Below are 23123 nucleotides of genomic sequence, written 5' to 3' on the forward strand. Positions count from 1 at the left end.
TTATCTAATCTGACTTTCAGGAACCGCCTGCCGGTTCCTTCTTTGTCTTTGGCAGGCAAAGAAACCATTCCTGCGGCCTGGAGTCACTGGTATTTCTGGCGACAGCGGGGTTAGTATTGACATTAACCGGGAATTATGATAAATTGGATAAGGCTATTTTGGGAGCTTTGCGTGGTTTGTAGTCTTTTTTTAATTTGGGGAGGTGGCCTGGGATGCGGGTAGGAGTGACTCTGGCCTGCACGGAATGCAAACGCCGGAATTATACCACTACCAAAAATAAGAAAAACGATTCCGGAAGAATCGAAATGAAAAAATATTGCAAGTTTTGCCATACCCATACCCTGCATAAGGAAACCCGTTGATTTTCAATGGCAATAATTTTTCTGTAAAGGCCGGGGAATTTATCTGGATGGTGCGCACCATACCGGACTGAGAAAATTAAGGATGTGGCTGGCATGGCATTAAAAAATCAGGTGAAAAAGGACGGCGGTGAAGCGGTGGCCGGTGGCGTGACCCGGTTCTTCCGCCGGGATCCTTCGGCAAAAAAGGAACTTACCAGGCCGAGGGAAAAGGCTGTGGTCAAAAAAGAGAAAACCAACCGCCTGGAACAGATCAGCAAGTACTTCCGTGGGGTTTACCAGGAGCTGAAAAAAGTACACTGGCCCAACCGGCGGGAAGTGGCCATATATACTGGCGTGGTGCTGGTCGCCGTAACCCTGGTGGGAATTCTCATCTGGATATTCGATTCGCTTTTGAGCCGGCTTCTGCAGTTACTCATTAAATAAGGTACCGAGGGGGTGAGGGACCTCGAATTTACTTCAGGTCCCTTGTATTTATGAGCAACAAGCAGTGGTATGTCATTCATACCTACTCCGGTTATGAAAATAAGGTAAAGGCCAACCTGGAAAAGCGGATCGAGTCCATGAACATGGAGGAGAAAATTTTCCGCATCCTCGTGCCCATGGAAGACGAGATCGAAATAAAAGACGGCCGCCGGAAAGTGACCAAAAAGAAAATATTCCCCGGCTATGTGCTGGTGGAAATGATTTTAACCGACGATTCCTGGTATGTGGTGCGCAATACGCCCGGGGTAACCGGTTTTGTGGGTTCCGGTTCCAAGCCCATTCCACTGACCGATGAGGAAGCCATGCAGATCATCAGCCAGACGGCTTCCGACGAACCGCGGCCGCGGCTGGATGTGGCCGTGGATGACCGGGTGCGGGTGACGGCGGGGCCCTTTGAAAATTTCGAAGGCATTGTGGAAGAGGTGGATACCGATAAAGGCAAGTTAAAGGTAATGATTTCCATGTTTGGACGGGAAACGCCGGTAGAATTGGATTTTTCCCAGGTGGAAAAGATAAGTTAATGACAGCAAGGAGGTGTTCGGAATGGCCAAAAGAGTGGCGGCCATAATTAAACTGCAATGTCCGGCCGGTAAAGCCACCCCCGCCCCTCCGGTGGGTCCCGCCCTGGGGCAGCACGGGGTGAACATCATGGCCTTTGTCAAAGAGTTCAACGAGCGCACCGCTGCCCAGGCCGGAATGATCATTCCGGTGGAAATTACCGTCTTTGAAGACCGCAGTTTCACCTTTGTGTGCAAAACTCCGCCGGCGGCGGTCTTGTTGAAGAAGGCGGCCGGCATTGAAACCGCTTCGGGAGAGCCCAACAAGAAAAAAGTGGCTAAAGTGCCCCTCTCCAAGGTGCGGGAAATTGCCCAGCTGAAAATGCCCGATCTTAACGCCAATGACGTGGAAGCGGCCGTGCGCATGGTCCGGGGAACCGCCCGGAGCATGGGTATCGAAATAGTGGAAGGATAATTGAGAAGTGGGAGGATTCAATCCGTTAATACCACATGGGAGGGAATATCCATGCCGAAACACGGCAAGAAGTTTATGGATGCACTCAAAAAGGTAGATCGCACCGTGGCTTACGATCCGGCCGAGGCCCTGGCCCTGGTCAAGGATATGGCTACGGCGAAGTTTGACGAAACGGTGGAAGTGGCGGTAAAGCTGGGGGTGGATCCCCGCCATGCCGATCAGCAGGTGCGGGGCGCGGTGGTGCTGCCCCATGGTACCGGCAAAACCCGGACCGTCCTGGTTTTTGCCAAGGGCGAAAAGGCTAAAGAGGCCGAGGAAGCCGGCGCCGATTTCGTAGGGGCGGAGGATATGGTGGCCAAAATCCAGCAGGAAGGGTGGCTGGGGTTTGACGTGGCCATCGCCACCCCGGATATGATGGGTATGGTAGGCCGCCTGGGCCGCATCCTGGGCCCCCGGGGGTTGATGCCCAATCCCAAGACCGGCACGGTGACCTTTGACATTGCCCAGGCCGTCCGGGAAGTGAAGGCCGGTAAAATCGAATACCGGGTGGATAAAGCCGGTATCATCCATGCGCCCATCGGCAAGGTTTCCTTTGATACCACAAAGCTGGTGGAAAACCTGCGCACGCTCATAGAACAGCTGATCCGGGTCAAGCCGGCGGCGGCCAAGGGCCAGTACATCAAGGGAGTAACCGTCTGCTCCACCATGGGCCCGGGAGTAAAGGTGAACTATACGAAGATCACCGCCTGAAGCCATTAGACGGAGCAATGGAGTGATCCCGGCACTCAATAGCCCATAGGGTTGTGTTTCTTTGTAAGGAAAAGGATTTCTTTAAGCGTTGGGCGGTGCCAAAGCCGGTTGACTGTTAACCGGTCTTGCTTTTGCCGGGAACATATTAATATTGTGGCCGGAAGTTGGAGGGGATTCCTTCTCACCGCTCCGGCCCCGTTTCCCCAGCTGTAGACAGTTGGTGTCCGCGGACTTAATGGCATCTGCCGCCAACCGAGGCCAGGGTTGCTTTGAACCTGCCCGTGTTGTGGGCGGGCCCCTGTGTCTTTGCTACCGGGGCCCGCCCTTTTAATTTCCAGTTTTTTCGGAAGGAGGTGTAATGTAAGTGCCCACCAAGAGGGAAAAACAGGTGATGCTGGCCGATCTTAAGGAAAAGTTCAAAACCAGCAAGTCGGCCATTCTGACCAATTACCGGGGGCTGGATGTGGCTGCCATGACCCGCATACGCCGCCGTTTGCGGGAAAAGAACAGTGAGTTCAAGGTGGCCAAAAATACCCTCATGGCCATTGCCGCCAGGGAGGTGGGGTTGGAAGGCCTGGAACCGTATCTGGAGGGACCCACGGCCGTGGTTTTCGGTTATGAAGATCCCGTGGCCCCGGCCAAGGTACTGTCGGAACTGGCCAGGGAATTCAAACAGCTGGAAGTAAAGGCCGGCATCCTGGAAGGCAAGGTCATCGATGTGGGCGGCGTGCGCCAGCTGGCGGATCTGCCGTCCCGGGAGATCCTGCTGGGCAAAGTCCTGGGCGGCATGCAGGCTCCCATGTACGGTTTTGCTTCCGCACTCCAGGGCCTGCTGCGCAATCTGGTCTACGTGCTGGAAGCCGTGCGCAAGCAAAAGGCCGGCGAAGCGGCTGTTTGAGAGGTGGGATGTGAGAGTGAGTTGGTGTAGCGTTATGACGTCCGGAAATCATATTCACAAGTTCTAAGGAGTTACCCATGGGAACATTCGTTCCCCACATAAAGCATGAAAATCTATTTTCGAGGGAGGTTAAATTAGAATGTCCAAAGTGGCTGAAATTCTGGAAGCGGTTAAAGGCCTGACAGTGCTGGAGCTGGCCGAACTGGTGAAAAAATTTGAAGAGGAGTTTGGGGTGAGCGCTGCCGCTCCGGTGGCGGTGGCCGCCGCACCGGCAGCGGCCGGGGCCGCCGCGGCGGCACCGGCGGCCGAAGAAGAGCAGACCGAGTTTGACGTGATCCTGGCCGCCGTGGGCGACAAGAAGATCAACGTGATCAAAGTGGTGCGGGAGATCACCGGTCTGGGATTGAAAGAGGCCAAGGAATTGGTGGACAACGCGCCCAAGCCCGTTAAGGAAAAGGTCAGCAAGGAAGAAGCCCAGGCCATCAAGGCCAAGCTGGAAGAACAGGGTGCTTCGGTGGAAGTAAAGTAATACCGGCCGGGCAATAAACAGGCGGGCCGCATTGAGGGAACCGGTGCGGCCCGCAATGATTATATGACCGCACCGCTTTACGAAAAAATTTTTCCACCCATCCCTTGACAATCCAATGGATATGTGCTACCATTACTAAATGTCTATTATATGCACGGCGGGGTAACGGATATAACACGGTTACAATTGCCATAATGTATGCAGGCAATTATTTACGGAAATAATATCCTGGCATAGTTTTTTAAGCGGGGAAAGCGAGGTTGGGTAAAACCTTGCTTTTCGTTGTTTTTTAATTTTGGGGGGTGTTGGCTCTGTTTGCAGAAAAGGCCGGAACCAGGGTAAGGTGGAGTTTTGGCAAGCTACGGGAAGTTCTGGAATTGCCCAACCTGATTGAAGTGCAGCGTAACTCCTACGACTGGTTTTTACGGGAGGGATTACGGGAGGTATTTCAGGATGTCTCGCCAATTCAGGACTTCACCGGTAATCTGGTTCTGGAGTTCCTGGATTACACCCTGGGCGAACCCAAATATGCCGTGGAAGAGTGCAAGGAAAGGGACGTTACCTACGCTGCGCCCCTGCGGGTAAAAGTGCGCCTGATTAACAAAGAGACCGGGGAAGTCAAGGAGCAGGAAGTTTTCATGGGCGACTTCCCGTTGATGACCGAAAAGGGAACCTTCATTATTAATGGCGCGGAACGGGTGATTGTCAGCCAGCTGGTTCGTTCCCCGGGGGTTTACTTCGGCGAACAGCTGGATCCCAGCGGCAAAAAGATATATACCGCCACCATTATTCCCAACCGGGGCGCCTGGCTGGAATTTGAAACCGATGTGAACGAACACATCTTTGTGCGCATCGACCGGACCAGGAAAATCCCGGCCACCGTTCTGGTGCGTGCCCTGGGTTACGGTTCCAATGTAATGATCATGGACCTGTTTGAAGGCAACAGGCATATCCAGGAAACCCTGACCAGGGACAACGCCGACACCGAAGAAGAAGCGCTGGTGGAAATCTATAAACGGTTGCGGCCGGGCGAACCTCCCACGGTGGAAAGCGCCCGTTCACTGCTGCATTCCCTTTTCTTTGATCCCAAGCGCTACGACCTGGCCCATGTGGGCCGTTACAAAATCCAGAAAAAGTTAAAACACGGGGTGCTTTACCGTTTTAAAGAAAACGGGCGGCCCGGCACCGAATGGGACCGTTATTTAAAGCGGGAAGTGCCCGTGGACCGGGAATTCATCCGGGAACTGACCCCCCAGGACATTATCGAAACCATCAGGTATTTGCTCCGGCTGATGGACGGGGAGGGGCAGGTGGACGATATCGACCACCTGGGCAACCGCCGCCTGCGCTCGGTGGGGGAGTTGCTGCAAAACCAGTTCCGCATCGGTCTTTCCCGCATGGAAAGGGTGGTGCGGGAGCGGATGACCATCCAGGATGTGGATGTGATCACCCCCCAGGTGCTGATCAACATCCGTCCGGTGGTGGCGGCCATCAAGGAATTCTTTGGCTCCAGCCAGCTGTCCCAGTTCATGGACCAGACCAACCCCCTGGCGGAGTTAACCCATAAACGGCGTTTATCCGCCCTGGGTCCCGGGGGGTTGAGCCGGGAAAGGGCCGGCTTCGAGGTGCGGGACGTGCACCATTCCCACTACGGCCGCATGTGTCCCATTGAGACACCGGAAGGTCCGAACATCGGCCTGATCGGTTCCCTGTCCTGCTATGCCCGGATCAACAACTTCGGTTTTATTGAAACACCATACCGTAAAGTTAATAAGGAAGAAAAGCGGGTTACGGAAGAGATCGAGTACCTGACGGCCGATGAGGAAGAGGGCTTGATCATTGCCCAGGCCAACGCCCCCCTGGATGAAAACGGTTACTTTGTTGAAGAAAAGGTAAACGCCCGCCACGGCCACGAAATCCTGGAGGTGCCGGCCGACAAGGTGGATTACATGGACGTATCGCCCAAGCAGGTTTTCAGTGTGGCCACGGCTCTGATTCCCTTCCTGGAGCACGATGATGCCAACCGGGCGTTGATGGGGGCCAACATGCAGCGCCAGGCCGTGCCCCTGATCAGGGCCCAGGCACCCCTGGTGGGTACGGGTATTGAATACAAGGCGGCCCGGGATTCGGGAGTGGTGGTCATCGCCCGCAACAGCGGGGTGGTGGAGCGGGTGACGGCCAATGATATTCTGATCCGCACCGACCAGGGCACCATTGACGTTTACAAGCTGCTTAAATTTGCCCGCTCCAACCAGGGTACCTGCATCAACCAGAAGCCCATTGTTCATAAAGGGGAGCGGGTGGAGGCCGGGCAGGTAATTGCCGACGGCCCTTCCACCGACCACGGGGAACTGGCCCTGGGCCGCAACATACTGGTGGCCTTTATGCCCTGGGAGGGCTACAACTACGAGGATGCCATACTGGTCAGCGAGAAGGCGGTGAAGGAAGACTATTTTACCTCCATTCACATAGAAGAATACGAATGCGATGCCCGGGATACGAAGCTGGGTCCCGAAGAAATTACCCGGGATATTCCCAACGTGGGTGAAGAGATTTTAAAGGATCTGGACGAGCGGGGAATTATCCGGGTGGGGGCCGAAGTGCGCCCCGGTGATATCCTGGTGGGCAAGGTCACCCCCAAGGGTGAAACGGAGCTGACGGCGGAAGAGCGCCTGCTGCGGGCCATCTTCGGGGAAAAGGCCCGGGAGGTGCGGGATACTTCCTTAAGGGTTCCCCACGGGGAAGCGGGCAAAGTGGTGGATGTAAAAGTTTTCTCCCGGGACAAGGGCGATGAGCTGCCGCCCGGGGTCAACCAGCTGGTGCGGGTCTACATTGCCCAGAAGCGCAAGATTTCCGAAGGGGACAAAATGGCCGGCCGGCACGGGAACAAGGGGGTTATTGCCCGCATCCTGCCGGAAGAGGATATGCCCTTCCTGCCCGACGGCACACCGGTGGAAATTGTCCTGAATCCCCTGGGCGTGCCTTCCCGGATGAACATCGGGCAGGTGCTGGAAACCCACCTGGGCTGGGCCGCCCACGCCCTGGGCTATCACGTGGCCACACCGGTATTCAACGGCGCATCGGAAGAAGATATTTTGGATTTCCTGAAAAAGGCCGGTTTGCCGGAGAACGGTAAAATAACCCTTTACGACGGACGCACCGGGGAGCCCTTTGATAACCCCATTACGGTGGGCTATATCTACATGTTAAAACTGGCCCACCTGGTGGATGACAAGATTCACGCCCGTTCCACCGGCCCCTATTCCCTGGTTACCCAGCAGCCCCTGGGCGGCAAGGCCCAGTTCGGCGGCCAGCGTTTCGGTGAAATGGAAGTGTGGGCGCTGGAGGCCTACGGTGCGGCCTACACCCTGCAGGAAATCCTCACCGTGAAGTCCGATGACGTGGTGGGCCGGGTGAAGACCTATGAAGCCATAGTCAAGGGCGAGAACGTTCCGGAGCCGGGTGTGCCCGAAGCGTTCAAGGTATTGATTAAAGAAGTGCAGAGCCTGGGGCTGGATGTGAAGGTTCTTTCAGAGGACGACCAGGAAATCGAAATTAAGGAAGTGGAAGATGACGTACATGAAACGGCCAAAGATTTAGGCCTGGACATTCACGCCGATGATATGCCGGAGAACGGCCGGAGGGGTTATGAACCGGAAATGGAGGACGAGGAGCGGGAAGAGGAAGAGGATGGGGATGGGGATGTGGATGTGGATATGGATGAGTTCCAGGGTGACCTGATGGTGGATGACCTGGATCTGGATGATGAGGAAACGGGCAGTTAGGTACCGATTAATACGGAAGGGAGAGAGGTCCTTTGCTGGGCTTGAACAACTTTGACCGTATCCGCATTGGATTGGCGTCCCCCGATCAGATCCGCCAGTGGTCCAGCGGTGAAGTAAAAAAACCGGAGACCATCAACTACCGCACCCTGAAGCCTGAACGGGACGGTCTGTTTTGCGAGCGCATTTTCGGTCCCACCCGGGATTGGGAGTGCCACTGCGGTAAATACAAGCGGGTACGTTACAAAGGGGTGGTCTGTGATCGTTGCGGCGTGGAAGTTACCCGTTCCAAGGTGCGCCGCGAACGCCTGGGCCACATCGAACTGGCCGCACCCGTTTCCCATATCTGGTACTTCAAGGGCATTCCCAGCCGTATGGGTCTTTTGCTGGATATGTCCCCCCGGGCGCTGGAAAAGGTCCTCTACTTTGTTTCATATATTGTTATTGATCCGGGAGATACCCCTCTGATTAAAAAGCAGCTGCTTACGGAAACCGAGTACCGGGACTACCGGGAGAAATACGGCAATGCCTTCAAGGCGGCCATGGGGGCGGAAGCCATTAAGGAACTGCTGGCCGAAATCGACCTGGATGAAATGAGCCGGGAACTGCGCCAGGAATTAAAGGAAGTCAGCGGTCAGCGCCGCATCCGGGCCATCCGCCGCCTGGAAGTGGTGGAGGCCTTCCGTAAATCCGGCAACCGGCCGGAATGGATGATCCTGGACGTGATTCCGGTCATTCCGCCCGAGTTGCGTCCCATGGTGCAGCTGGACGGGGGGCGCTTTGCCACTTCGGACTTAAACGACCTGTACCGGCGGGTGATTAACCGCAACAATCGTTTGAAACGCCTTCTGGATCTGGGCGCCCCGGATATCATTGTGCGCAATGAAAAACGCATGCTCCAGGAGGCGGTGGACGCCCTGATCGATAACGGCCGCCGGGGCCGTCCGGTCACCGGGCCGGGCAACCGCCCGCTGAAATCCCTGAGCGACATGCTCAAGGGCAAGCAGGGCCGCTTCCGCCAGAACCTGCTGGGCAAGCGGGTGGACTACTCCGGCCGGTCGGTCATCGTGGTGGGCCCCACCCTCAAGCTGCACCAGTGCGGGCTGCCCAAGGAGATGGCCCTGGAGCTGTTCAAGCCCTTTGTGATGAAGCGCCTGGTCAACGAGGGCTACGCCCATAATATTAAAAGCGCCAAACGCATGGTGGAGCGGGTGCGTCCGGAAGTATGGGATGTACTGGAAGAAGTGATCCGGGAACATCCCGTGCTGCTGAACCGGGCACCCACCCTGCACCGGCTGGGCATTCAGGCCTTTGAGCCGGTTCTGGTGGAAGGACGGGCCATTCAAATCCACCCCATGGTCTGTACCGCCTATAACGCCGACTTTGACGGTGACCAGATGGCCGTACACGTGCCCCTGTCCGCCGAAGCCCAGGCGGAAGCCAGGTTGTTAATGCTTTCGGCCCATAATATTCTGAACCCCAAGGATGGCCGCCCGGTGGCCATTCCCACCCAGGATATGGTGCTGGGCAGCTATTACCTGACCATGGAAAAGCCCGGCGCCCCCGGGGAAGGGAAGGCTTTCAGGGACGAAGATGAAGCCGTCATGGCCTACTATAACGGGGCCGTCAGCCTGCAGGCCCGGGTAAAGGTGCGCCAGCCCGGCGGGGAATTGCGGGAAACCACGGTGGGCCGCATCATATTTAATGAGGTGGTGCCCGACGAGCTGGGTTATATCAATCACGTGATGGATAAGAAAAGCCTGGGCAAACTGGTGGACGACTGTTACCGCAAACTGGGTTATTCGGCCACGGCGGCCCTGCTGGACGGCATCAAAAAAGTGGGGTTCCAGTTTGCCACCCGGGCCGGCATAACCATCGGCGTTTCCGATATTATCATTCCCGAAGAGAAAAAGGATATCCTGCATGAGGCCGACCAGCAGGTGGAGACGGTGCAGACCCAGTACCGCCGGGGACTGATTACCGAGGAGGAACGTTACCGCAAAGTTATCGGCATCTGGAACGACGCCACCAGCAGGGTAACCAAAGCGCTGGTTGATTCCCTGGATAAATTCAACCCGGTGTACATGATGGCCAACTCCGGCGCCCGGGGTAACATCCAGCAGATCCGCCAGCTGGCCGGCATGCGCGGCCTGATGGCCGATCCCTCGGGCCGGATTATCGACCTGCCCATCAGAGCCAACTTCCGGGAAGGTTTGACCGTGCTGGAATACTTCATTTCCACCCACGGCGCCCGCAAGGGTCTGGCCGATACGGCCCTGCGTACGGCCGACTCGGGTTACCTCACCCGCCGGCTGGTGGATGTGGCCCAGGATGTAATTGTCCGGGAAGAGGATTGCGGCACCAGTGACGGTATCCTGGTGGAAGAGATCAAGGACGGCACCGAAGTGATTGAGAAGCTGGAGGATCGCCTGGAAGGCCGGGTGGCCGTCGAAGATGTGGTGCACCCCGAAACGGGGGAAGTGCTGGCCCGGGCCAACGTGGAGATCGACGATGGGACGGCCCGCCGGATAGTGGAGGCCGGTATCAAAAAAGTGAAGATCCGGTCGGTGATTACCTGCCGGACCCGCTTCGGTGTCTGTGCAAAATGTTACGGCCGCAACCTGGCCACCGGCAGGATGGTGGACATCGGCGAGGCGGTGGGCATTATTGCCGCCCAATCCATTGGCGAGCCGGGTACCCAGCTGACCATGCGCACCTTCCATACCGGCGGTGTGGCGGGGGACGATATTACCCAGGGTCTGCCCCGGGTGGAGGAACTCTTTGAAGCCCGCCGGCCCAAGGGCCAGGCGGTGATTGCCGAAGCCGGCGGTCTGGTGGAGGTGCGGGAGGTCAAGGGACGCAAGGAAGTGGAAGTTACCACCGACGACGGTGAAAAATTCACCTATCAAATACCCTATGGCGCCCGTCTGAAGGTGCAGAACGGGGACCGGGTGACGGCCGGTGATGAGCTGACCGAGGGTTCCATCAACCCCCACGATTTGCTCAAGATCAAGGGCCTACCCGGTGTGCAGGTTTATCTTCTCCACGAAGTGCAGCGGGTCTACCGGCTGCAGGGCGTGGATATCAACGACAAGCATATCGAAGTGATGATCCGGCAGATGCTCCGGAAAGTAAAAGTGGAGGATCCGGGGGACACGGACCTGCTCCCCGGCGGATTAATCGATGTCTTTGAGCTGGAGGACGAAAACCGCCGTATTCGGGAGAAGGGTGGTCAGGAAGCCACCGGACGGCCCGTATTGCTGGGTATCACCAAGGCCTCTTTGGCCACCGACTCCTTCCTGTCGGCGGCTTCCTTCCAGGAGACCACCCGGGTGCTTACCGAGGCGGCCATCAAGGGTAAAACGGACCCCCTGATGGGATTGAAGGAGAACGTGATTATCGGCAAACTGATTCCGGCCGGCACGGGCATGAGCCGCTACCGGAACATTGAGCTGGTGGAAGGCGAGGAAAGGGATGAAGGGGGGCAGGTGGACGCAGGCTATGATCTGCCTCCCCTGCCCGGGGGCCAAGAGTATATTGACAACGTTCGTAACTGGTGATATGATGTAAAAGTGTGTCTGGCTTCTCTGGGGGGGGGAGTATCATGCCCTTGACGCGGTTGTACCGGGCGCGGAAAAAAACCGTGGGTTCCAAGCAAACCCTGAAGGCCATTCAGCGGGGGCAGGCCAAAGTGGTTTACCTGGCGTTGAATGCGGAAAAAAAGGTTACCGACCCCATACAGGAGGCCTGTTTAATGAAAAAAGTGCCTGTGGTGCAGGTGGAAACCATGTTAATGCTGGGCAGGGCCTGCGGTATTGAAGTGGGCTGTGCCTCGGCGGCGATTATTGAAGATTGAAGTGAGAAATGGTATGTCCGGACCTGACAGAGCCCTGCCGGCGGTGGTCCTTAAGGGACGACCACCGGCAGGGGGGCCCCCGGCCGCAGGAATTCCCGTGGTACAGGGAAAAGGGATAAAGCAGGTTTAATCTATCCAGGACGACGGCCGGCGTCTGACGACCGACGACTTTTTTGAAGGAGGTGTAGCGCGTGCCAACCATCAGCCAGCTGATCCGCAAGGGCCGGGAACAGGTGGTCACCAAATCGGCTGCCCCCGCTCTGAAGGAATGCCCGCAAAAACGGGGGGTATGCACCAGGGTTTATACCACCACTCCCAAAAAACCCAACTCCGCCCTGCGTAAAGTAGCACGGGTGAGGCTGACCAACGGGATTGAAGTGACCTCCTACATCCCGGGAATCGGACATAACCTGCAGGAGCACTCGGTGGTTCTGGTCCGGGGGGGACGGGTGAAGGATCTGCCCGGTGTCCGGTACCACATTGTGCGGGGCGCTCTGGACTCGGCCGGGGTGCAGAACCGCAACCGGGGCCGCTCCAAGTACGGGACCAAGCGTCCGAAAAAATAAATCCATCGCCGGTTCCGGCGGGGACCGGCGGTTTTAAGGACCACCCCGAAAGGGTATAATTTGGGACAAAGGGGGGAAATAAATGCCACGGAGGGGAACCATAGGCAAGCGGGATGTACCGCCTGATTCAATTTATGGTAGCAAGGTGGTTACCAAGCTGATCAATCAGGTCATGCTGAAGGGCAAGAAAAGTATCGCCGAAAAAATTTGTTACAACGCCTTTGATATAATTCGCGAAAAAACCGGTAAGAACCCGGTGGAAGTTTTCGAGCAGGCCATGAAAAACGTCATGCCCGTTCTGGAGGTCAAAGCCCGGCGGGTGGGCGGGGCCAACTATCAGGTGCCCGTGGAGGTGCGCCCAGAGCGCAGGCAAACCCTGGGCATCCGCTGGATCACCAGATATGCCCGGGAACGGGGCGGCAAGAGCATGGAAGAAAAGCTGGCGGCGGAAATCATGGATGCGGCCAACGGCACCGGCGGAGCTTTCAAAAAGAAAGAAGATACCCATAAAATGGCGGAAGCAAACAAGGCCTTTGCCCATTACCGGTGGTAGGGGGGAGGAATGGATATGGCACGGCAATTTCCGCTGGAAAAAACACGCAATATAGGAATCATGGCTCATATCGATGCCGGCAAAACCACTACCACTGAGCGCATTTTGTTTTACACGGGCCGCGTGCACAAAATGGGTGAAGTGCATGACGGTGCGGCCACCATGGACTGGATGGTGCAGGAGCAGGAGCGGGGGATAACCATTACTTCTGCCGCCACCTCCTGCCAGTGGCGCAATCATTGTATAAACATTATCGACACGCCAGGGCACGTGGACTTTACCGTGGAAGTGGAGCGCTCCCTGCGGGTGCTGGACGGGGCGGTGGCCATTTTCTGTTCCGTCGGCGGGGTGGAGCCCCAGTCCGAGACGGTATGGCGCCAGGCCGACAAGTACGGCGTGCCCCGGATCGCCTACATCAACAAAATGGACCGGGTAGGGGCGGACTTCTTCCGGGGGCTTTCCATGATCCGGGAGCGGCTGGCGGCCAACCCGGTGGCCATTCAGCTGCCCATTGGCGCTGAAGAGAATTTTTCCGGTGTGGTGGACCTGATCCGCAATAAAGCCATTATTTATATTGACGATCTGGGCACCAGGAGCAAGGAAACGGCCATTCCGGAGGATATGCGTGAGCTGGTGGCCGAATACCGGGAAAAGCTTCTGGAAGCAGTGGCGGAAGCCGACGAGGAACTGATGATCAAGTACCTGGAAGGGGAAGAGCTCACCGAGGAAGAGATCAAGCGGGGCATCCGCAAGGCTACCCTGGCGGTGAAAATGATACCGGTCCTGTGCGGCTCTTCCTTTAAAAACAAGGGCGTGCAGCCCCTTCTGGATGCCATAGTGGACTTCCTCCCGGCGCCCACGGATATTCCGGCCGTCCGGGGTCTGAATCCCGAAACGGGGGACGAGGACCAGCGGGTGGCCGGGGATGACCAGCCCTTTTCGGCCCTGGCCTTTAAGATTATGGCCGATCCCTATGTGGGTAAATTGACATTTTTTAGGGTATATTCGGGCAAGCTAACTTCCGGTTCCTATGTGTTTAACTCCACCAAAAACCGGCGGGAACGCATCGGGCGCATTTTACGCATGCATGCCAACCACCGGGAAGAAGTGAGCGAAGCCTTTGCCGGGGACATTGTGGCCGCGGTGGGGCTGAAGGATACCACCACCGGGGATACCCTGTGTGATGAGAAGCATCCCATCGTGCTGGAGTCCATGGAATTCCCCGAGCCGGTGATTTCCGTGGCCATCGAGCCCAAAACCAAGGCCGACCAGGATAAGATGGGCCTGGCCCTGTCCCGGCTGGCCGAAGAGGACCCCACCTTCCGCATGCACACCGATCCGGAAACGGGGCAGACCATCATTGCCGGTATGGGTGAACTGCACCTGGAGATTATTGTGGACCGGCTGCTGCGGGAGTTCAAGGTGGAGGCCAATGTGGGCCGTCCCCAGGTGGCCTATAAGGAAACCATTCGCCGGAAGGTCAAAGCCGAGGGCAGGTTTGTGCGGCAGAGCGGCGGCCGCGGGCAGTACGGCCATGTGGTGGTGGAAATTGAGCCCCGGGAGCCGGGCAGCGGGTACGCATTTGTCAATAAAATCGTGGGCGGCGTGGTGCCCAGGGAATACATTCCGGCGGTGGACAGCGGCGTCAGGGAAGCCATGGAAAATGGTGTGCTGGCCGGGTACCCCATGATTGACATACAGGTTACCCTGGTGGACGGTTCTTACCACGAAGTGGACTCTTCGGAAATGGCCTTTAAGATTGCCGGTTCCATGGCTTTGAAAAACGGGGCCAGTAAAGCCGAACCGGTCTTGCTGGAACCGGTCATGAAGGTGGAAGTGGTGGTCATGGAGGAGTATATGGGGGACGTTATCGGCGATCTGAACTCCCGGCGGGGCCGCATTGAAGAAATGGAACGCCGGGGCAACGCCCAGGTAATTCATGGTTATGTCCCCCTGGCCGAGATGTTCGGCTATGCCACCGATTTGCGTTCCCGTACCCAGGGGCGCGGCACCTATACCATGCAGTTCAGCCATTACGAAGAGGTGCCCCGGCAGATTGCCGAAGGAATTATTAGCCGGCGGCGGGGGTAAGACTGCCGGTTAATCCAAACCATATATGCTAAGTTTAAGGAGGAGTTTTCGTCATGGCCAAGGCCAAATTTGAGCGGACCAAACCCCACGTAAACATTGGAACCATCGGGCACGTGGACCACGGGAAGACCACCCTGACGGCGGCCATCACGGTGGTGCTGGCCACGGTGGGCAAGGCGCAGGTAAAGAAATACGAAGAAATCGACAACGCCCCGGAAGAGCGGGAGCGGGGCATCACCATCAACACCGCCCACGTGGAATACGAAACGGAAAACCGGCACTACGCCCACGTGGACTGCCCGGGCCACGCCGACTACGTGAAGAACATGATCACCGGTGCGGCGCAGATGGACGGGGCCATTCTGGTGGTATCGGCGGCGGACGGGCCCATGCCCCAGACCCGGGAGCACATTTTGCTGGCCCGGCAGGTGGGCGTGCCCTACATCGTGGTCTACCTGAACAAGGCGGACATGGTGGACGACCCGGAACTGCTGGAACTGGTGGACATGGAAGTGCGGGAACTGCTCTCCACCTATGATTTTCCCGGGGACGACATACCCATCATCACCGGTTCGGCCTTAAAGGCGCTGGAATGCGGCTGTGGGAAGCGGGACTGCGAATGGTGCAAATCCATCTGGGAACTGATGGACGCGGTGGACAGCTACATTCCCACGCCGAAGCGGGACATAGACAAACCATTCCTGATGCCGGTGGAAGACGTATTCTCCATCACCGGGCGGGGGACGGTGGCCACGGGCCGGGTGGAACGGGGCACCGTCAAAGTGGGTGATGAAGTGGAGATAGTGGGATTGATGGACAAACCGCGCAAGACGGTGGTCACCGGGGTGGAAATGTTCCGGAAGATCCTGGACCGTGGGGAAGCGGGGGACAACATCGGCTGCCTGCTGCGGGGGATAGACCGGAAAGAAGTGGAACGGGGGCAGGTGCTGGCCAAGCCGGGGAGCATCAAACCGCACACCCACTTCAACGCCGAGGTATACGTGCTGACCAAGGAAGAAGGGGGGCGGCACACACCCTTCTTCAACGGCTACCGGCCGCAGTTCTACTTCCGGACCACCGACGTGACGGGAGTGATCACCCTGCCGGAAGGGGTGGAGATGGTCATGCCGGGGGACAACATCCGGTTGGAAATCAAGCTGATTACCCCCATTGCCATTGAGGAGGGGCTGCGCTTCGCCATCCGGGAAGGGGGCCGCACCGTGGGTGCCGGGGTGGTCACCTCCATTATCGAGTAGCCTGTATGGAAGAAGTGAGAGCGGGTAAAAAACATGGCTGCCCATCTCACTTCTATCTTTAAAGATGGTCCGTCAAAAACCGTAAATGTCGTAAATGATCGAAGACGCGGCCGTTCCTTACACAGCGGCGCAGCTCCGGGCCGGCGTCACCAGCGGCCGGCAATAAATATGGGACTTAATATCCCCCCGGCGGCCGGCACCGGCATTGGGCATTGCCGGCTTTGCTCCGGAGTGTAGAGGTGTTTATCCGGCCTGGAGCAGGTTATAAGGAGGAGGGGACGGTACGGCCCCCTCCCTGCGGAAAGGAGGTAGACCTTTGAAGAGCCAGAAAATCCGTATCAGGCTGAAAGCCTATGATCATCATATACTGGATCAGTCGGCCCAGAAAATTGTGGAAACCGCCCGGCGGACGGGGGCCAGCGTGGCCGGTCCCATCCCCTTGCCCACGGAAAAAAACATTTATACCATTTTACGTTCGCCCCATGTGAATAAGGACTCCAGGGAGCAATTTGAAATGCGCACCCACAAACGGTTGATTGATATTCTGGAACCCACGCCCAAAACCGTAGATGCTCTCATGCGCCTGGATCTGCCGGCCGGGGTGGATATTGAAATCAAGCTATAGCCAGGTCCTCTGGCTTTGGAGGTGTGCAGGAATAATGCCTAAAGGCATTCTCGGGCGAAAAGTAGGTATGACTCAGATATTCAACAATGAGGGGCAGGCCGTCCCCGTTACCGTGATTGAAGCCGGCCCCTGCCTGGTGGTCCAGACCAGGACGCCGGAGCGGGACGGGTACAGTGCCATTCAGCTGGGTTTTGGTGAAAAACGGGAGCGGCTGGTGAACAAGCCCCTGAAGGGACATTTTGCCAAAGCCGGCGTCAGGCCGTTGCGCTTTTTGCGGGAACTGCGGGTGGAAGATGCGGGCCAGTATCAGGTAGGCCAGGAGATTAAGGCTGACGTATTCACGGCCGGTGAGCGGGTGGATGTGGTCGGTACGTCCAAAGGACGGGGTTTTGCCGGCGGCATCAAACGCCACGGATTCCACCGGGGGCCCATGGCCCACGGTTCCAAGTATCACCGCCGGCCAGGTTCCCTGGGGGCCAAGGGTCCGGCCCGGGTGTTCAAGGGAAGAAAACTCCCCGGCCATTACGGCGTGGAACGGGTCACCGTGCAAAACCTGGAAGTGGTCAAGGTGGATCCCGAGCGCAATTTGCTGGCTGTAAAGGGTGCTGTTCCCGGTCCCCGGGGTGGACTTTTGCTGGTGAAGGAAACCGTCAAGAAGGCCACCAGGAATTGAACAGGCACCTAAAGGAGGAAGTACAATGCCCACAGTAGCTTTATATAACACCAGCGGGGAACAGGTGGGGGAAATCCAGCTCAACGACCAGGTTTTCGGCGTTCCCGTACACCGGTCCGTGTTGCATGATGCCGTGGTGCATTACCTGGCCGGACGCCGCCTGGGTACCCACGACACCAAAACCAGGGGCGAGGTGCGGGGCGGCGGGCGCAAGCCCTGGCGTCAAAAGGGCACCGGCCGCGCCCGGCACGGCAGCATTCGCTCGCCCATCTGGCGCAAGGGCGGCACCGTGTTTGGTCCCCACCCCCGGGATTACAGCTACCGCCTGCCCCGCAAGGTGCGGCGCCTGGCTTTGAAATCGGCCCTTTCTGCCAAGGTGGAAGACGGGAAAATACTGGTTCTGGACGAATTGAAGTTGCCGCAGCCCCGCACAAAGGATATGGTGCGCATCCTGGGCAACTTGAAAGTGGACGACAAGGCGCTGGTGGTGACGGCGGACCGGGAGGAGACGGTTTTCAAGTCGGCCCGGAACATTCCCGGGGTGAAGCCCCTGCCGGCGGACGGGCTGAATGTTTATGACCTGCTGGCCCACAATACGCTGGTGATTACCAGGGATGCGGTGACCAGGGTTGAGGAGGTGCTGACCCGGTGAAAGATCCGCGGGATATCTTGAAACGCCCGGTGGTTTCGGAAAAGAGCATGTCCCTGGTGGGGGATAACAAATATACCTTTATTGTGGACCCGGCCGCCAACAAAATCGAAATTAAAAAGGCAGTGGAAGAACTTTTCAACGTGAAAGTGGAAAAGGTGAATACCATGCGGGTGAAGGGCAAGGTCAAGCGGGTGCGCAATATCGTCGGCCGGCGCCCCGATGTGAAGAAAGCCATTGTCACCCTTAAGGAAGGAAATAAGATCGAACTCTTTGAGGGCGTCTGATCCGACAGGCGACTGTTTTGGTAAGGAGGGAAACCAGTTGGGCATTAAAAAGTTCAAGCCCACGTCTCCCGGTCGGCGGTTTGTTACCGTTTCCACATTCGATGAAATAACCAAAACCGAACCGGAAAAATCCCTGCTGGCCCCGCTGAAAAAAAACGGCGGCCGGAATGCCCAGGGACGGATCACCGTGCGGCACCGGGGCGGCGGGCATAAACGCATGTACCGGATTATTGATTTCAAGCGGAACAAGGACGGTATCCCGGCCAAAGTGGCGGCCATTGAATACGACCCCAACCGTTCGGCCCGCATTGCCCTTTTGCATTACGCCGACGGGGAAAAGCGCTACATCCTGGCTCCCCTGGGGCTGGAGGTGGGCATGACCGTGGTTTCCGGCCCCGATGCCGATATCAAGGTGGGCAATGCCCTGCCCTTGAAAAACATACCCCTGGGCACCATGGTGCACAATCTGGAGGTCTTTCCCGGGGGCGGCGGCAAGCTGGTGCGTTCAGCCGGGGCGGCGGCCCAGGTAATGGCCAAGGAGGGCAAATACGCCCACATACGTATGCCTTCGGGTGAAATGCGTCTTTTGCTGCAGGAATGCCGGGCCACCATCGGTCAGGTGGGCAATGTGGAGCACGAAAACATTACCATTGGTAAAGCCGGTCGCTCCCGCTGGCTGGGCATCAGGCCCACGGTGCGGGGCGTGGTGATGAACCCGGTGGATCACCCCCACGGCGGTGGCGAAGGCCGCTCCCCCATTGGCCGCAACCCGGTCACTCCCTGGGGCAAACCGGCCCTGGGCGCCCGCACGCGGCGGAAAAAGCCCAGCGATCGCCTCATCGTCAAGCGCAGGACGAAATAGCCGTGGGTCGTTAGTCGCCAGTCCTGGTTTGCCGGTCAAAGGGGCAGGCCAAAGGCCGGCGACGGCGAGCAATCTCCAACGACCAAAAAGGCAGGTGAGACATTATGGGTCGCTCCCTGAAAAAGGGACCCTACTGTGAACCCAAGCTGTTGAAAAAAATAGAAGAGATGAACGCCAAAGGGGAAAAGCGGGTGATCAAGACCTGGTCCCGCCGTTCCACCATTTTCCCCCAGATGATCGGCCATACCCTGGCCGTACACGACGGCCGTAAACATGTACCGGTGTATATTACCGAGGATATGGTGGGCCACAAACTGGGTGAGTTTGCTCCCACCCGGTTGTTCCGGGGTCACGGTGCCCACACGGAAAGATCCACGGCACTGAAGTAAACTTGTCTCCCGGGATTAAATAGGGCCGGGAATCTGCAGGGAAGGAAAGAAAAAGTAAGGAGGTAAGCACATGGAAGCCAGAGCAGTGGCCAGGTACATCCGCATCTCTCCCCGCAAGGTGCGCCAGGTGGTGGATCTGATCCGGGGCAAGGATGTTACAGAGGCGCTGGCCATTTTGCGGTTCACACCCAAACGGGCCTCCCTTCCCGTGGCCAAGGTGGTAAAATCGGCGGCGGCCAACGCCGAGCATAATTATGAAATGGACCGGGATAACCTGTATATTGCGGCGGCCTACGTGGATCAGGGCCCCACTTTAAAGCGCTACCTGCCCCGGGCCATGGGCCGGGCCGATCTGATGCGCCGCAGGACCAGCCATATAACCGTTGTGGTTAAAGAAAAAGGAAAGTAAAGGAGGGGTAGTGTGGGCCAGAAAGTTCACCCCAAGGGACTGCGTATCGGTATTATTAAAGACTGGGACGCCAAATGGTTTTCCGACAAGAAGAATTTCTCCAGCATGTTGCTGGAGGACGTTAAGCTGCGTAGATATATCAAACAAAAGCTTTATGCCGCCGGTGTTTCCCGCATTCAGATCGAGCGGGCGGCCAACCGCATCCGCATCAGCATTCACACTGCCAAGCCGGGTATTGTCATCGGCCGGGGCGGCGGGGAAGTGGAAAACCTGCGCAAAGAGCTGGAGAAGATGTCCGGCAAACAGGTGCACATCAATATTGTGGAGATTAAAGTGCCCGAACTGGACGCCCAGCTGGTGGCCGAAAGTGTGGCCGCACAGATTGAAAAGCGGGTGGCCTTCCGCCGGGCCATGAAACAGGCCGTTTCCCGGGTGATGAAAATGGGCGGCAAGGGTGTGAAGATTTCAGCCAGCGGCCGCCTGGCCGGCGCGGAAATTGCCCGCACCGAATGGTACAGCGAGGGCAAAGTGCCCCTGCATACCTTGCGGGCGGACATCGACTACGGTTTTGCCGAAGCCATGACCACTTACGGCAAAATAGGCATCAAAGTTTGGATTTACAAGGGTGAAGTTTTACCGGAGGTTAATCGTGCTGCCGGTCAAGGAGGCGAGTAGGGTCCATGCTTATTCCCAAGAGGGTGAAATATCGTAAACAGCACCGGGTCAGAAACTTGAGCGGCCGGGCCAAGGGCGGCACGGAAGTGCATTTCGGCGATTACGGCCTCATGGCCCTGGAACCGGCCTGGATTACCAACCGGCAGATTGAGGCCGCCCGTATTGCCATGACCCGTTACATTAAACGGGGTGGTAAGGTGTGGATCCGTATCTTCCCGGACAGGCCGGTTACCGCCAAACCGGCGGAAACCCGTATGGGCAGCGGCAAGGGTGCGCCGGAATACTGGGTGGCCGTGGTCAAACCGGGGCGGATTATGTTTGAGCTGGCCGGTATCAGTGAAGAAGTGGCCCGGGAAGCTATGCGCCTGGCGTCTCACAAGTTGCCCATCAAAACGAAGTTTGTGAAACGTGGGGAAGTGGGTGAGGCTAATGAAGGCTAAAGATCTGCGGGAGATGACCGACGAGGAGCTGTCCAAAAAGCTGATCGATACCAAGGATGAGCTTTTCAAGCTCCGGTTTCAACTGGCCACCAACCAGCTGGATAACCCCATGAAGATCAAAGAAGTGCGCCGGAATATCGCCCGCCTTAAGACCATCATCCGGGAGCGGGAACTGGGTATTCACCGGGCATGAATGTGGATGAGCAAAGGGGGGTAAAAGGTGGAAGAGCGTAAGCAGCGCAAGGTTCGTACGGGTCGTGTGGTAAGCGACAAAATGGACAAAACGGTGGTGGTGGCGGTGGAAACACTGGAAAGGCATCCCCTTTACCAGCGTACCGTCCGCAAAACCAGGAAATTTAAAGCCCATGACGAAGAAAACTCCTGCCGCATCGGCGATAAGGTACGTATAATGGAAACCAGGCCCCTGTCCAGGGAAAAGCGGTGGCGGGTAGTGGAGATCCTGGAACGGGCCGAACAAATTTAACTTCCGACCGGGTTTGGGGAAGGGAGGTAGCAAGCGTTGATCCAGGTGCAGTCCATACTCCAGGTGGCCGATAATACCGGTGCCCGGCGGTTGATGTGCATCCGTGTGCTGGGCGGCAGCTTCCGCCGTTATGCCAGCCTGGGCGATGAAATTATTTGTTCCGTGAAAGAAGCCACGCCCGGCGGCGTGGTTAAGAAGGGTGATGTGGTGCGGGCGGTGGTGGTGCGCACCAATAAGGAGGTGCGCCGTCCCGACGGCTCCTACATCAAGTTCGATGAAAATGCAGCCGTGATTATAAAAGATGATAAAAGTCCCCGGGGTACCCGTATTTTCGGACCGGTGGCCCGGGAGTTGCGGGACCGGGATTTTATGAAGATCATCTCCCTGGCTCCGGAGGTAATATAGCCGGGGGAACTGGAGGTAGCAAAAGATGCCCAAACTACACGTGCGTAAGGGCGATACGGTGCTGGTGATCACCGGCAAGGACGCCGGGAAGAGGGGGAAAATCCTGTCCTGCCTGCCGGAAAAGGGCCGGGTGATTGTGGAAGGCGTGAACAAAGTCAAGCGTCATACCAGACCCACCCAGCGCAATCCCCGGGGAGGTATTATGGAAAAGGAGGCCCCCATTCACGCTTCCAATGTGATGCTGTTCTGCTCCAAATGCAACAGCCCCACCCGCGTGGCCAAAAAGTTTTTGGACGACGGGCGCAAGGTGCGGGTCTGCCGGAAATGCGGGGAAGAGCTGGGCTAGAGAAAAGGGGTGAGAAGGATGCCGCGACTGAAGGATAAATATAAAGACGAAGTGGTCCGGGCCATGATGAGTAAATTCGGCTATAAAAACATCATGCAGGTACCCAAACTGGAAAAAGTGGTTATCAATATGGGCGTGGGGGAGGCCATTCACAACAGCAAGGCCATGGATGCCGCTGTGAACGACCTGGCCACCATCACCGGCCAGCGCCCGGTGGTTACCCGGGCCAAGAAGTCCATCGCCGCCTTCAAGGTGCGCCAGGGCATGACCGTGGGCTGCAAGGTTACCTTGAGGGGTGACCGCATGTACGAATTTGTGGATAAACTCTTTAACGTGGCCCTGCCCCGGGTACGCGACTTCCGGGGGGTCTCACCCAAGGCCTTCGACGGCCGGGGCAATTACAGCCTGGGTATCCGGGAACAGCTGATCTTTCCGGAAATCGAGTACGATAAGGTCGACAAGGTGCGGGGAATGGACGTCATCTTCGTCACCACGGCCAAAACCGATGAAGAGGCCCGGGAATTGCTGCGCCTTCTGGGCATGCCCTTCCGGGCGGCGTAGGTAAAACGGGCGGCGTAAAGGGGGGAAAGTGGTGGCCAAAAAGTCCATGATCAACAAGGCGATGCGCGAACCCAAGTTCAAAGTGCGCAAGTATAACCGGTGCAAGCTGTGCGGGCGGCCCCATGCCTATATGCGCAAGTTCGGCATCTGCCGCATCTGTTTCCGGGAACTCTCCTACCGCGGTGAAATTCCCGGAGTCCGCAAGGCCAGCTGGTAGAGA

At 57.3% G+C, this 23123-nt stretch carries 29 protein-coding genes; all 29 read left to right on the top strand.

Annotated elements, in window-relative coordinates; translation table 11 throughout:
- Positions 1–212: 212 nt before the first annotated feature.
- The 29 genes from rpmG to GFC01_RS01320 all read left to right on the top strand — a co-directional run bounded on the left by rpmG (position 213) and on the right by GFC01_RS01320 (position 23120).
- Entirely contained in the window at positions 213–362 is a 150-nt protein-coding gene (gene rpmG / locus GFC01_RS01180; RefSeq protein WP_152944816.1) for a 50S ribosomal protein L33, read from the top strand.
- Between the two features lie 93 nt (positions 363–455).
- Positions 456–785: a preprotein translocase subunit SecE gene (gene secE, locus GFC01_RS01185; protein WP_152944817.1), complete on the top strand. Its 330-nt coding sequence runs from the start codon at positions 456–458 to the stop codon at positions 783–785.
- Positions 786–835: 50 nt separating this feature from the next.
- Positions 836–1366 carry a transcription termination/antitermination protein NusG gene (gene nusG, locus GFC01_RS01190; protein ID WP_152944818.1) on the top strand — a complete coding sequence of 177 codons (531 nt, stop codon included), beginning with the start codon at positions 836–838 and terminating at the stop codon, positions 1364–1366.
- A 22-nt stretch (positions 1367–1388) separates the two neighbouring features.
- The gene (gene rplK, locus GFC01_RS01195; RefSeq protein WP_152944819.1) at positions 1389–1817 is read left to right on the top strand and encodes a 50S ribosomal protein L11; all 429 of its coding nucleotides are present in this window, start codon (positions 1389–1391) and stop codon (positions 1815–1817) included.
- A 51-nt stretch (positions 1818–1868) separates the two neighbouring features.
- Complete coding sequence (rplA, locus tag GFC01_RS01200; RefSeq protein WP_152944820.1) at positions 1869–2567, top strand: 50S ribosomal protein L1; 699 nt, start codon at positions 1869–1871, stop codon at positions 2565–2567.
- Between the two features lie 364 nt (positions 2568–2931).
- Positions 2932–3465 carry a 50S ribosomal protein L10 gene (gene rplJ, locus GFC01_RS01205; RefSeq protein WP_341473681.1) on the top strand — a complete coding sequence of 178 codons (534 nt, stop codon included), beginning with the start codon at positions 2932–2934 and terminating at the stop codon, positions 3463–3465.
- A gap of 139 nt (positions 3466–3604) precedes the next feature.
- Positions 3605–3994: a 50S ribosomal protein L7/L12 gene (rplL, locus tag GFC01_RS01210; RefSeq protein WP_152944821.1), complete on the top strand. Its 390-nt coding sequence runs from the start codon at positions 3605–3607 to the stop codon at positions 3992–3994.
- Positions 3995–4305: 311 nt separating this feature from the next.
- Positions 4306–7779, top strand: coding sequence for a DNA-directed RNA polymerase subunit beta (rpoB, locus tag GFC01_RS01215; RefSeq protein WP_152944880.1), 3474 nt, complete (start codon positions 4306–4308; stop codon positions 7777–7779).
- Positions 7780–7811: 32 nt separating this feature from the next.
- The gene (rpoC, locus tag GFC01_RS01220) at positions 7812–11336 is read left to right on the top strand and encodes a DNA-directed RNA polymerase subunit beta' (protein WP_279233416.1); all 3525 of its coding nucleotides are present in this window, start codon (positions 7812–7814) and stop codon (positions 11334–11336) included.
- A 44-nt stretch (positions 11337–11380) separates the two neighbouring features.
- Positions 11381–11632, top strand: a complete 252-nt coding sequence (locus GFC01_RS01225) for a L7Ae/L30e/S12e/Gadd45 family ribosomal protein (protein ID WP_152944822.1) — start codon at positions 11381–11383, stop codon at positions 11630–11632.
- A 191-nt stretch (positions 11633–11823) separates the two neighbouring features.
- Positions 11824–12198, top strand: coding sequence for a 30S ribosomal protein S12 (rpsL, locus tag GFC01_RS01230; protein ID WP_341473683.1), 375 nt, complete (start codon positions 11824–11826; stop codon positions 12196–12198).
- A gap of 82 nt (positions 12199–12280) precedes the next feature.
- A complete protein-coding gene (rpsG, locus tag GFC01_RS01235) occupies positions 12281–12751 on the top strand; it encodes a 30S ribosomal protein S7 (protein ID WP_152944823.1) in 471 nt (156 codons plus the stop codon).
- 15 nt (positions 12752–12766) lie between these two features.
- The gene (gene fusA / locus GFC01_RS01240) at positions 12767–14842 is read left to right on the top strand and encodes an elongation factor G (protein ID WP_152944824.1); all 2076 of its coding nucleotides are present in this window, start codon (positions 12767–12769) and stop codon (positions 14840–14842) included.
- A gap of 53 nt (positions 14843–14895) precedes the next feature.
- Complete coding sequence (gene tuf / locus GFC01_RS01245; protein WP_152944815.1) at positions 14896–16098, top strand: elongation factor Tu; 1203 nt, start codon at positions 14896–14898, stop codon at positions 16096–16098.
- 316 nt (positions 16099–16414) lie between these two features.
- Complete coding sequence (rpsJ, locus tag GFC01_RS01250; RefSeq protein WP_152944825.1) at positions 16415–16723, top strand: 30S ribosomal protein S10; 309 nt, start codon at positions 16415–16417, stop codon at positions 16721–16723.
- A gap of 34 nt (positions 16724–16757) precedes the next feature.
- Positions 16758–17396 carry a 50S ribosomal protein L3 gene (gene rplC / locus GFC01_RS01255; RefSeq protein WP_152944826.1) on the top strand — a complete coding sequence of 213 codons (639 nt, stop codon included), beginning with the start codon at positions 16758–16760 and terminating at the stop codon, positions 17394–17396.
- A 25-nt stretch (positions 17397–17421) separates the two neighbouring features.
- Positions 17422–18048, top strand: coding sequence for a 50S ribosomal protein L4 (gene rplD, locus GFC01_RS01260; RefSeq protein WP_152944827.1), 627 nt, complete (start codon positions 17422–17424; stop codon positions 18046–18048).
- On the top strand, positions 18045–18332 hold the full coding sequence (rplW, locus tag GFC01_RS01265) for a 50S ribosomal protein L23 (RefSeq protein WP_341473684.1): 288 nt from the start codon (positions 18045–18047) through the stop codon (positions 18330–18332). The genes rplD and rplW overlap by 4 nt, the downstream gene beginning before the upstream one ends.
- A gap of 37 nt (positions 18333–18369) precedes the next feature.
- Positions 18370–19194: a 50S ribosomal protein L2 gene (gene rplB / locus GFC01_RS01270; RefSeq protein WP_152944828.1), complete on the top strand. Its 825-nt coding sequence runs from the start codon at positions 18370–18372 to the stop codon at positions 19192–19194.
- 104 nt (positions 19195–19298) lie between these two features.
- Positions 19299–19583, top strand: coding sequence for a 30S ribosomal protein S19 (rpsS, locus tag GFC01_RS01275; protein ID WP_152944829.1), 285 nt, complete (start codon positions 19299–19301; stop codon positions 19581–19583).
- A gap of 70 nt (positions 19584–19653) precedes the next feature.
- The gene (gene rplV / locus GFC01_RS01280) at positions 19654–19992 is read left to right on the top strand and encodes a 50S ribosomal protein L22 (RefSeq protein WP_152944830.1); all 339 of its coding nucleotides are present in this window, start codon (positions 19654–19656) and stop codon (positions 19990–19992) included.
- 12 nt (positions 19993–20004) lie between these two features.
- Positions 20005–20667 carry a 30S ribosomal protein S3 gene (gene rpsC, locus GFC01_RS01285; RefSeq protein ID WP_341473685.1) on the top strand — a complete coding sequence of 221 codons (663 nt, stop codon included), beginning with the start codon at positions 20005–20007 and terminating at the stop codon, positions 20665–20667.
- Between the two features lie 5 nt (positions 20668–20672).
- Positions 20673–21107 carry a 50S ribosomal protein L16 gene (gene rplP / locus GFC01_RS01290; protein ID WP_152944831.1) on the top strand — a complete coding sequence of 145 codons (435 nt, stop codon included), beginning with the start codon at positions 20673–20675 and terminating at the stop codon, positions 21105–21107.
- Positions 21097–21300, top strand: coding sequence for a 50S ribosomal protein L29 (gene rpmC, locus GFC01_RS01295; protein WP_152944832.1), 204 nt, complete (start codon positions 21097–21099; stop codon positions 21298–21300). Before rplP ends, rpmC begins: the two co-directional genes overlap by 11 nt.
- A 27-nt stretch (positions 21301–21327) precedes the next feature.
- Complete coding sequence (rpsQ, locus tag GFC01_RS01300) at positions 21328–21591, top strand: 30S ribosomal protein S17 (protein WP_341473686.1); 264 nt, start codon at positions 21328–21330, stop codon at positions 21589–21591.
- 36 nt (positions 21592–21627) lie between these two features.
- Positions 21628–21996: a 50S ribosomal protein L14 gene (rplN, locus tag GFC01_RS01305; protein ID WP_152944833.1), complete on the top strand. Its 369-nt coding sequence runs from the start codon at positions 21628–21630 to the stop codon at positions 21994–21996.
- Between the two features lie 25 nt (positions 21997–22021).
- The gene (rplX, locus tag GFC01_RS01310; protein WP_152944834.1) at positions 22022–22342 is read left to right on the top strand and encodes a 50S ribosomal protein L24; all 321 of its coding nucleotides are present in this window, start codon (positions 22022–22024) and stop codon (positions 22340–22342) included.
- An 18-nt stretch (positions 22343–22360) separates the two neighbouring features.
- A complete protein-coding gene (gene rplE, locus GFC01_RS01315; RefSeq protein WP_152944835.1) occupies positions 22361–22903 on the top strand; it encodes a 50S ribosomal protein L5 in 543 nt (180 codons plus the stop codon).
- A gap of 31 nt (positions 22904–22934) precedes the next feature.
- Positions 22935–23120 carry a type Z 30S ribosomal protein S14 gene (locus GFC01_RS01320; RefSeq protein ID WP_341473687.1) on the top strand — a complete coding sequence of 62 codons (186 nt, stop codon included), beginning with the start codon at positions 22935–22937 and terminating at the stop codon, positions 23118–23120.
- Positions 23121–23123: the final 3 nt, after the last annotated feature.

The sequence above is a fragment of the Desulfofundulus thermobenzoicus genome, assembly GCF_009428905.1.
GTDB lineage: Bacteria > Bacillota > Desulfotomaculia > Desulfotomaculales > Desulfovirgulaceae > Desulfofundulus_A > Desulfofundulus_A thermobenzoicus.

Coding starts and splice junctions, on each gene's coding strand:
- rplV (WP_152944830.1), top strand. CDS start 19,654: ATGGAAGCCAGAGCAGTGGCCAGGTACATCCGCATCTCTCCCCGCAAG.
- rplA (WP_152944820.1), top strand. CDS start 1,869: ATGCCGAAACACGGCAAGAAGTTTATGGATGCACTCAAAAAGGTAGAT.
- rplX (WP_152944834.1), top strand. CDS start 22,022: ATGCCCAAACTACACGTGCGTAAGGGCGATACGGTGCTGGTGATCACC.
- fusA (WP_152944824.1), top strand. CDS start 12,767: ATGGCACGGCAATTTCCGCTGGAAAAAACACGCAATATAGGAATCATG.
- rpmG (WP_152944816.1), top strand. CDS start 213: ATGCGGGTAGGAGTGACTCTGGCCTGCACGGAATGCAAACGCCGGAAT.
- nusG (WP_152944818.1), top strand. CDS start 836: ATGAGCAACAAGCAGTGGTATGTCATTCATACCTACTCCGGTTATGAA.
- rplD (WP_152944827.1), top strand. CDS start 17,422: ATGCCCACAGTAGCTTTATATAACACCAGCGGGGAACAGGTGGGGGAA.
- secE (WP_152944817.1), top strand. CDS start 456: ATGGCATTAAAAAATCAGGTGAAAAAGGACGGCGGTGAAGCGGTGGCC.
- rplK (WP_152944819.1), top strand. CDS start 1,389: ATGGCCAAAAGAGTGGCGGCCATAATTAAACTGCAATGTCCGGCCGGT.
- rplP (WP_152944831.1), top strand. CDS start 20,673: ATGCTTATTCCCAAGAGGGTGAAATATCGTAAACAGCACCGGGTCAGA.
- rpsS (WP_152944829.1), top strand. CDS start 19,299: ATGGGTCGCTCCCTGAAAAAGGGACCCTACTGTGAACCCAAGCTGTTG.
- GFC01_RS01225 (WP_152944822.1), top strand. CDS start 11,381: ATGCCCTTGACGCGGTTGTACCGGGCGCGGAAAAAAACCGTGGGTTCC.
- rplL (WP_152944821.1), top strand. CDS start 3,605: ATGTCCAAAGTGGCTGAAATTCTGGAAGCGGTTAAAGGCCTGACAGTG.
- rplC (WP_152944826.1), top strand. CDS start 16,758: ATGCCTAAAGGCATTCTCGGGCGAAAAGTAGGTATGACTCAGATATTC.
- rpsG (WP_152944823.1), top strand. CDS start 12,281: ATGCCACGGAGGGGAACCATAGGCAAGCGGGATGTACCGCCTGATTCA.
- rpmC (WP_152944832.1), top strand. CDS start 21,097: ATGAAGGCTAAAGATCTGCGGGAGATGACCGACGAGGAGCTGTCCAAA.
- rplE (WP_152944835.1), top strand. CDS start 22,361: ATGCCGCGACTGAAGGATAAATATAAAGACGAAGTGGTCCGGGCCATG.
- tuf (WP_152944815.1), top strand. CDS start 14,896: ATGGCCAAGGCCAAATTTGAGCGGACCAAACCCCACGTAAACATTGGA.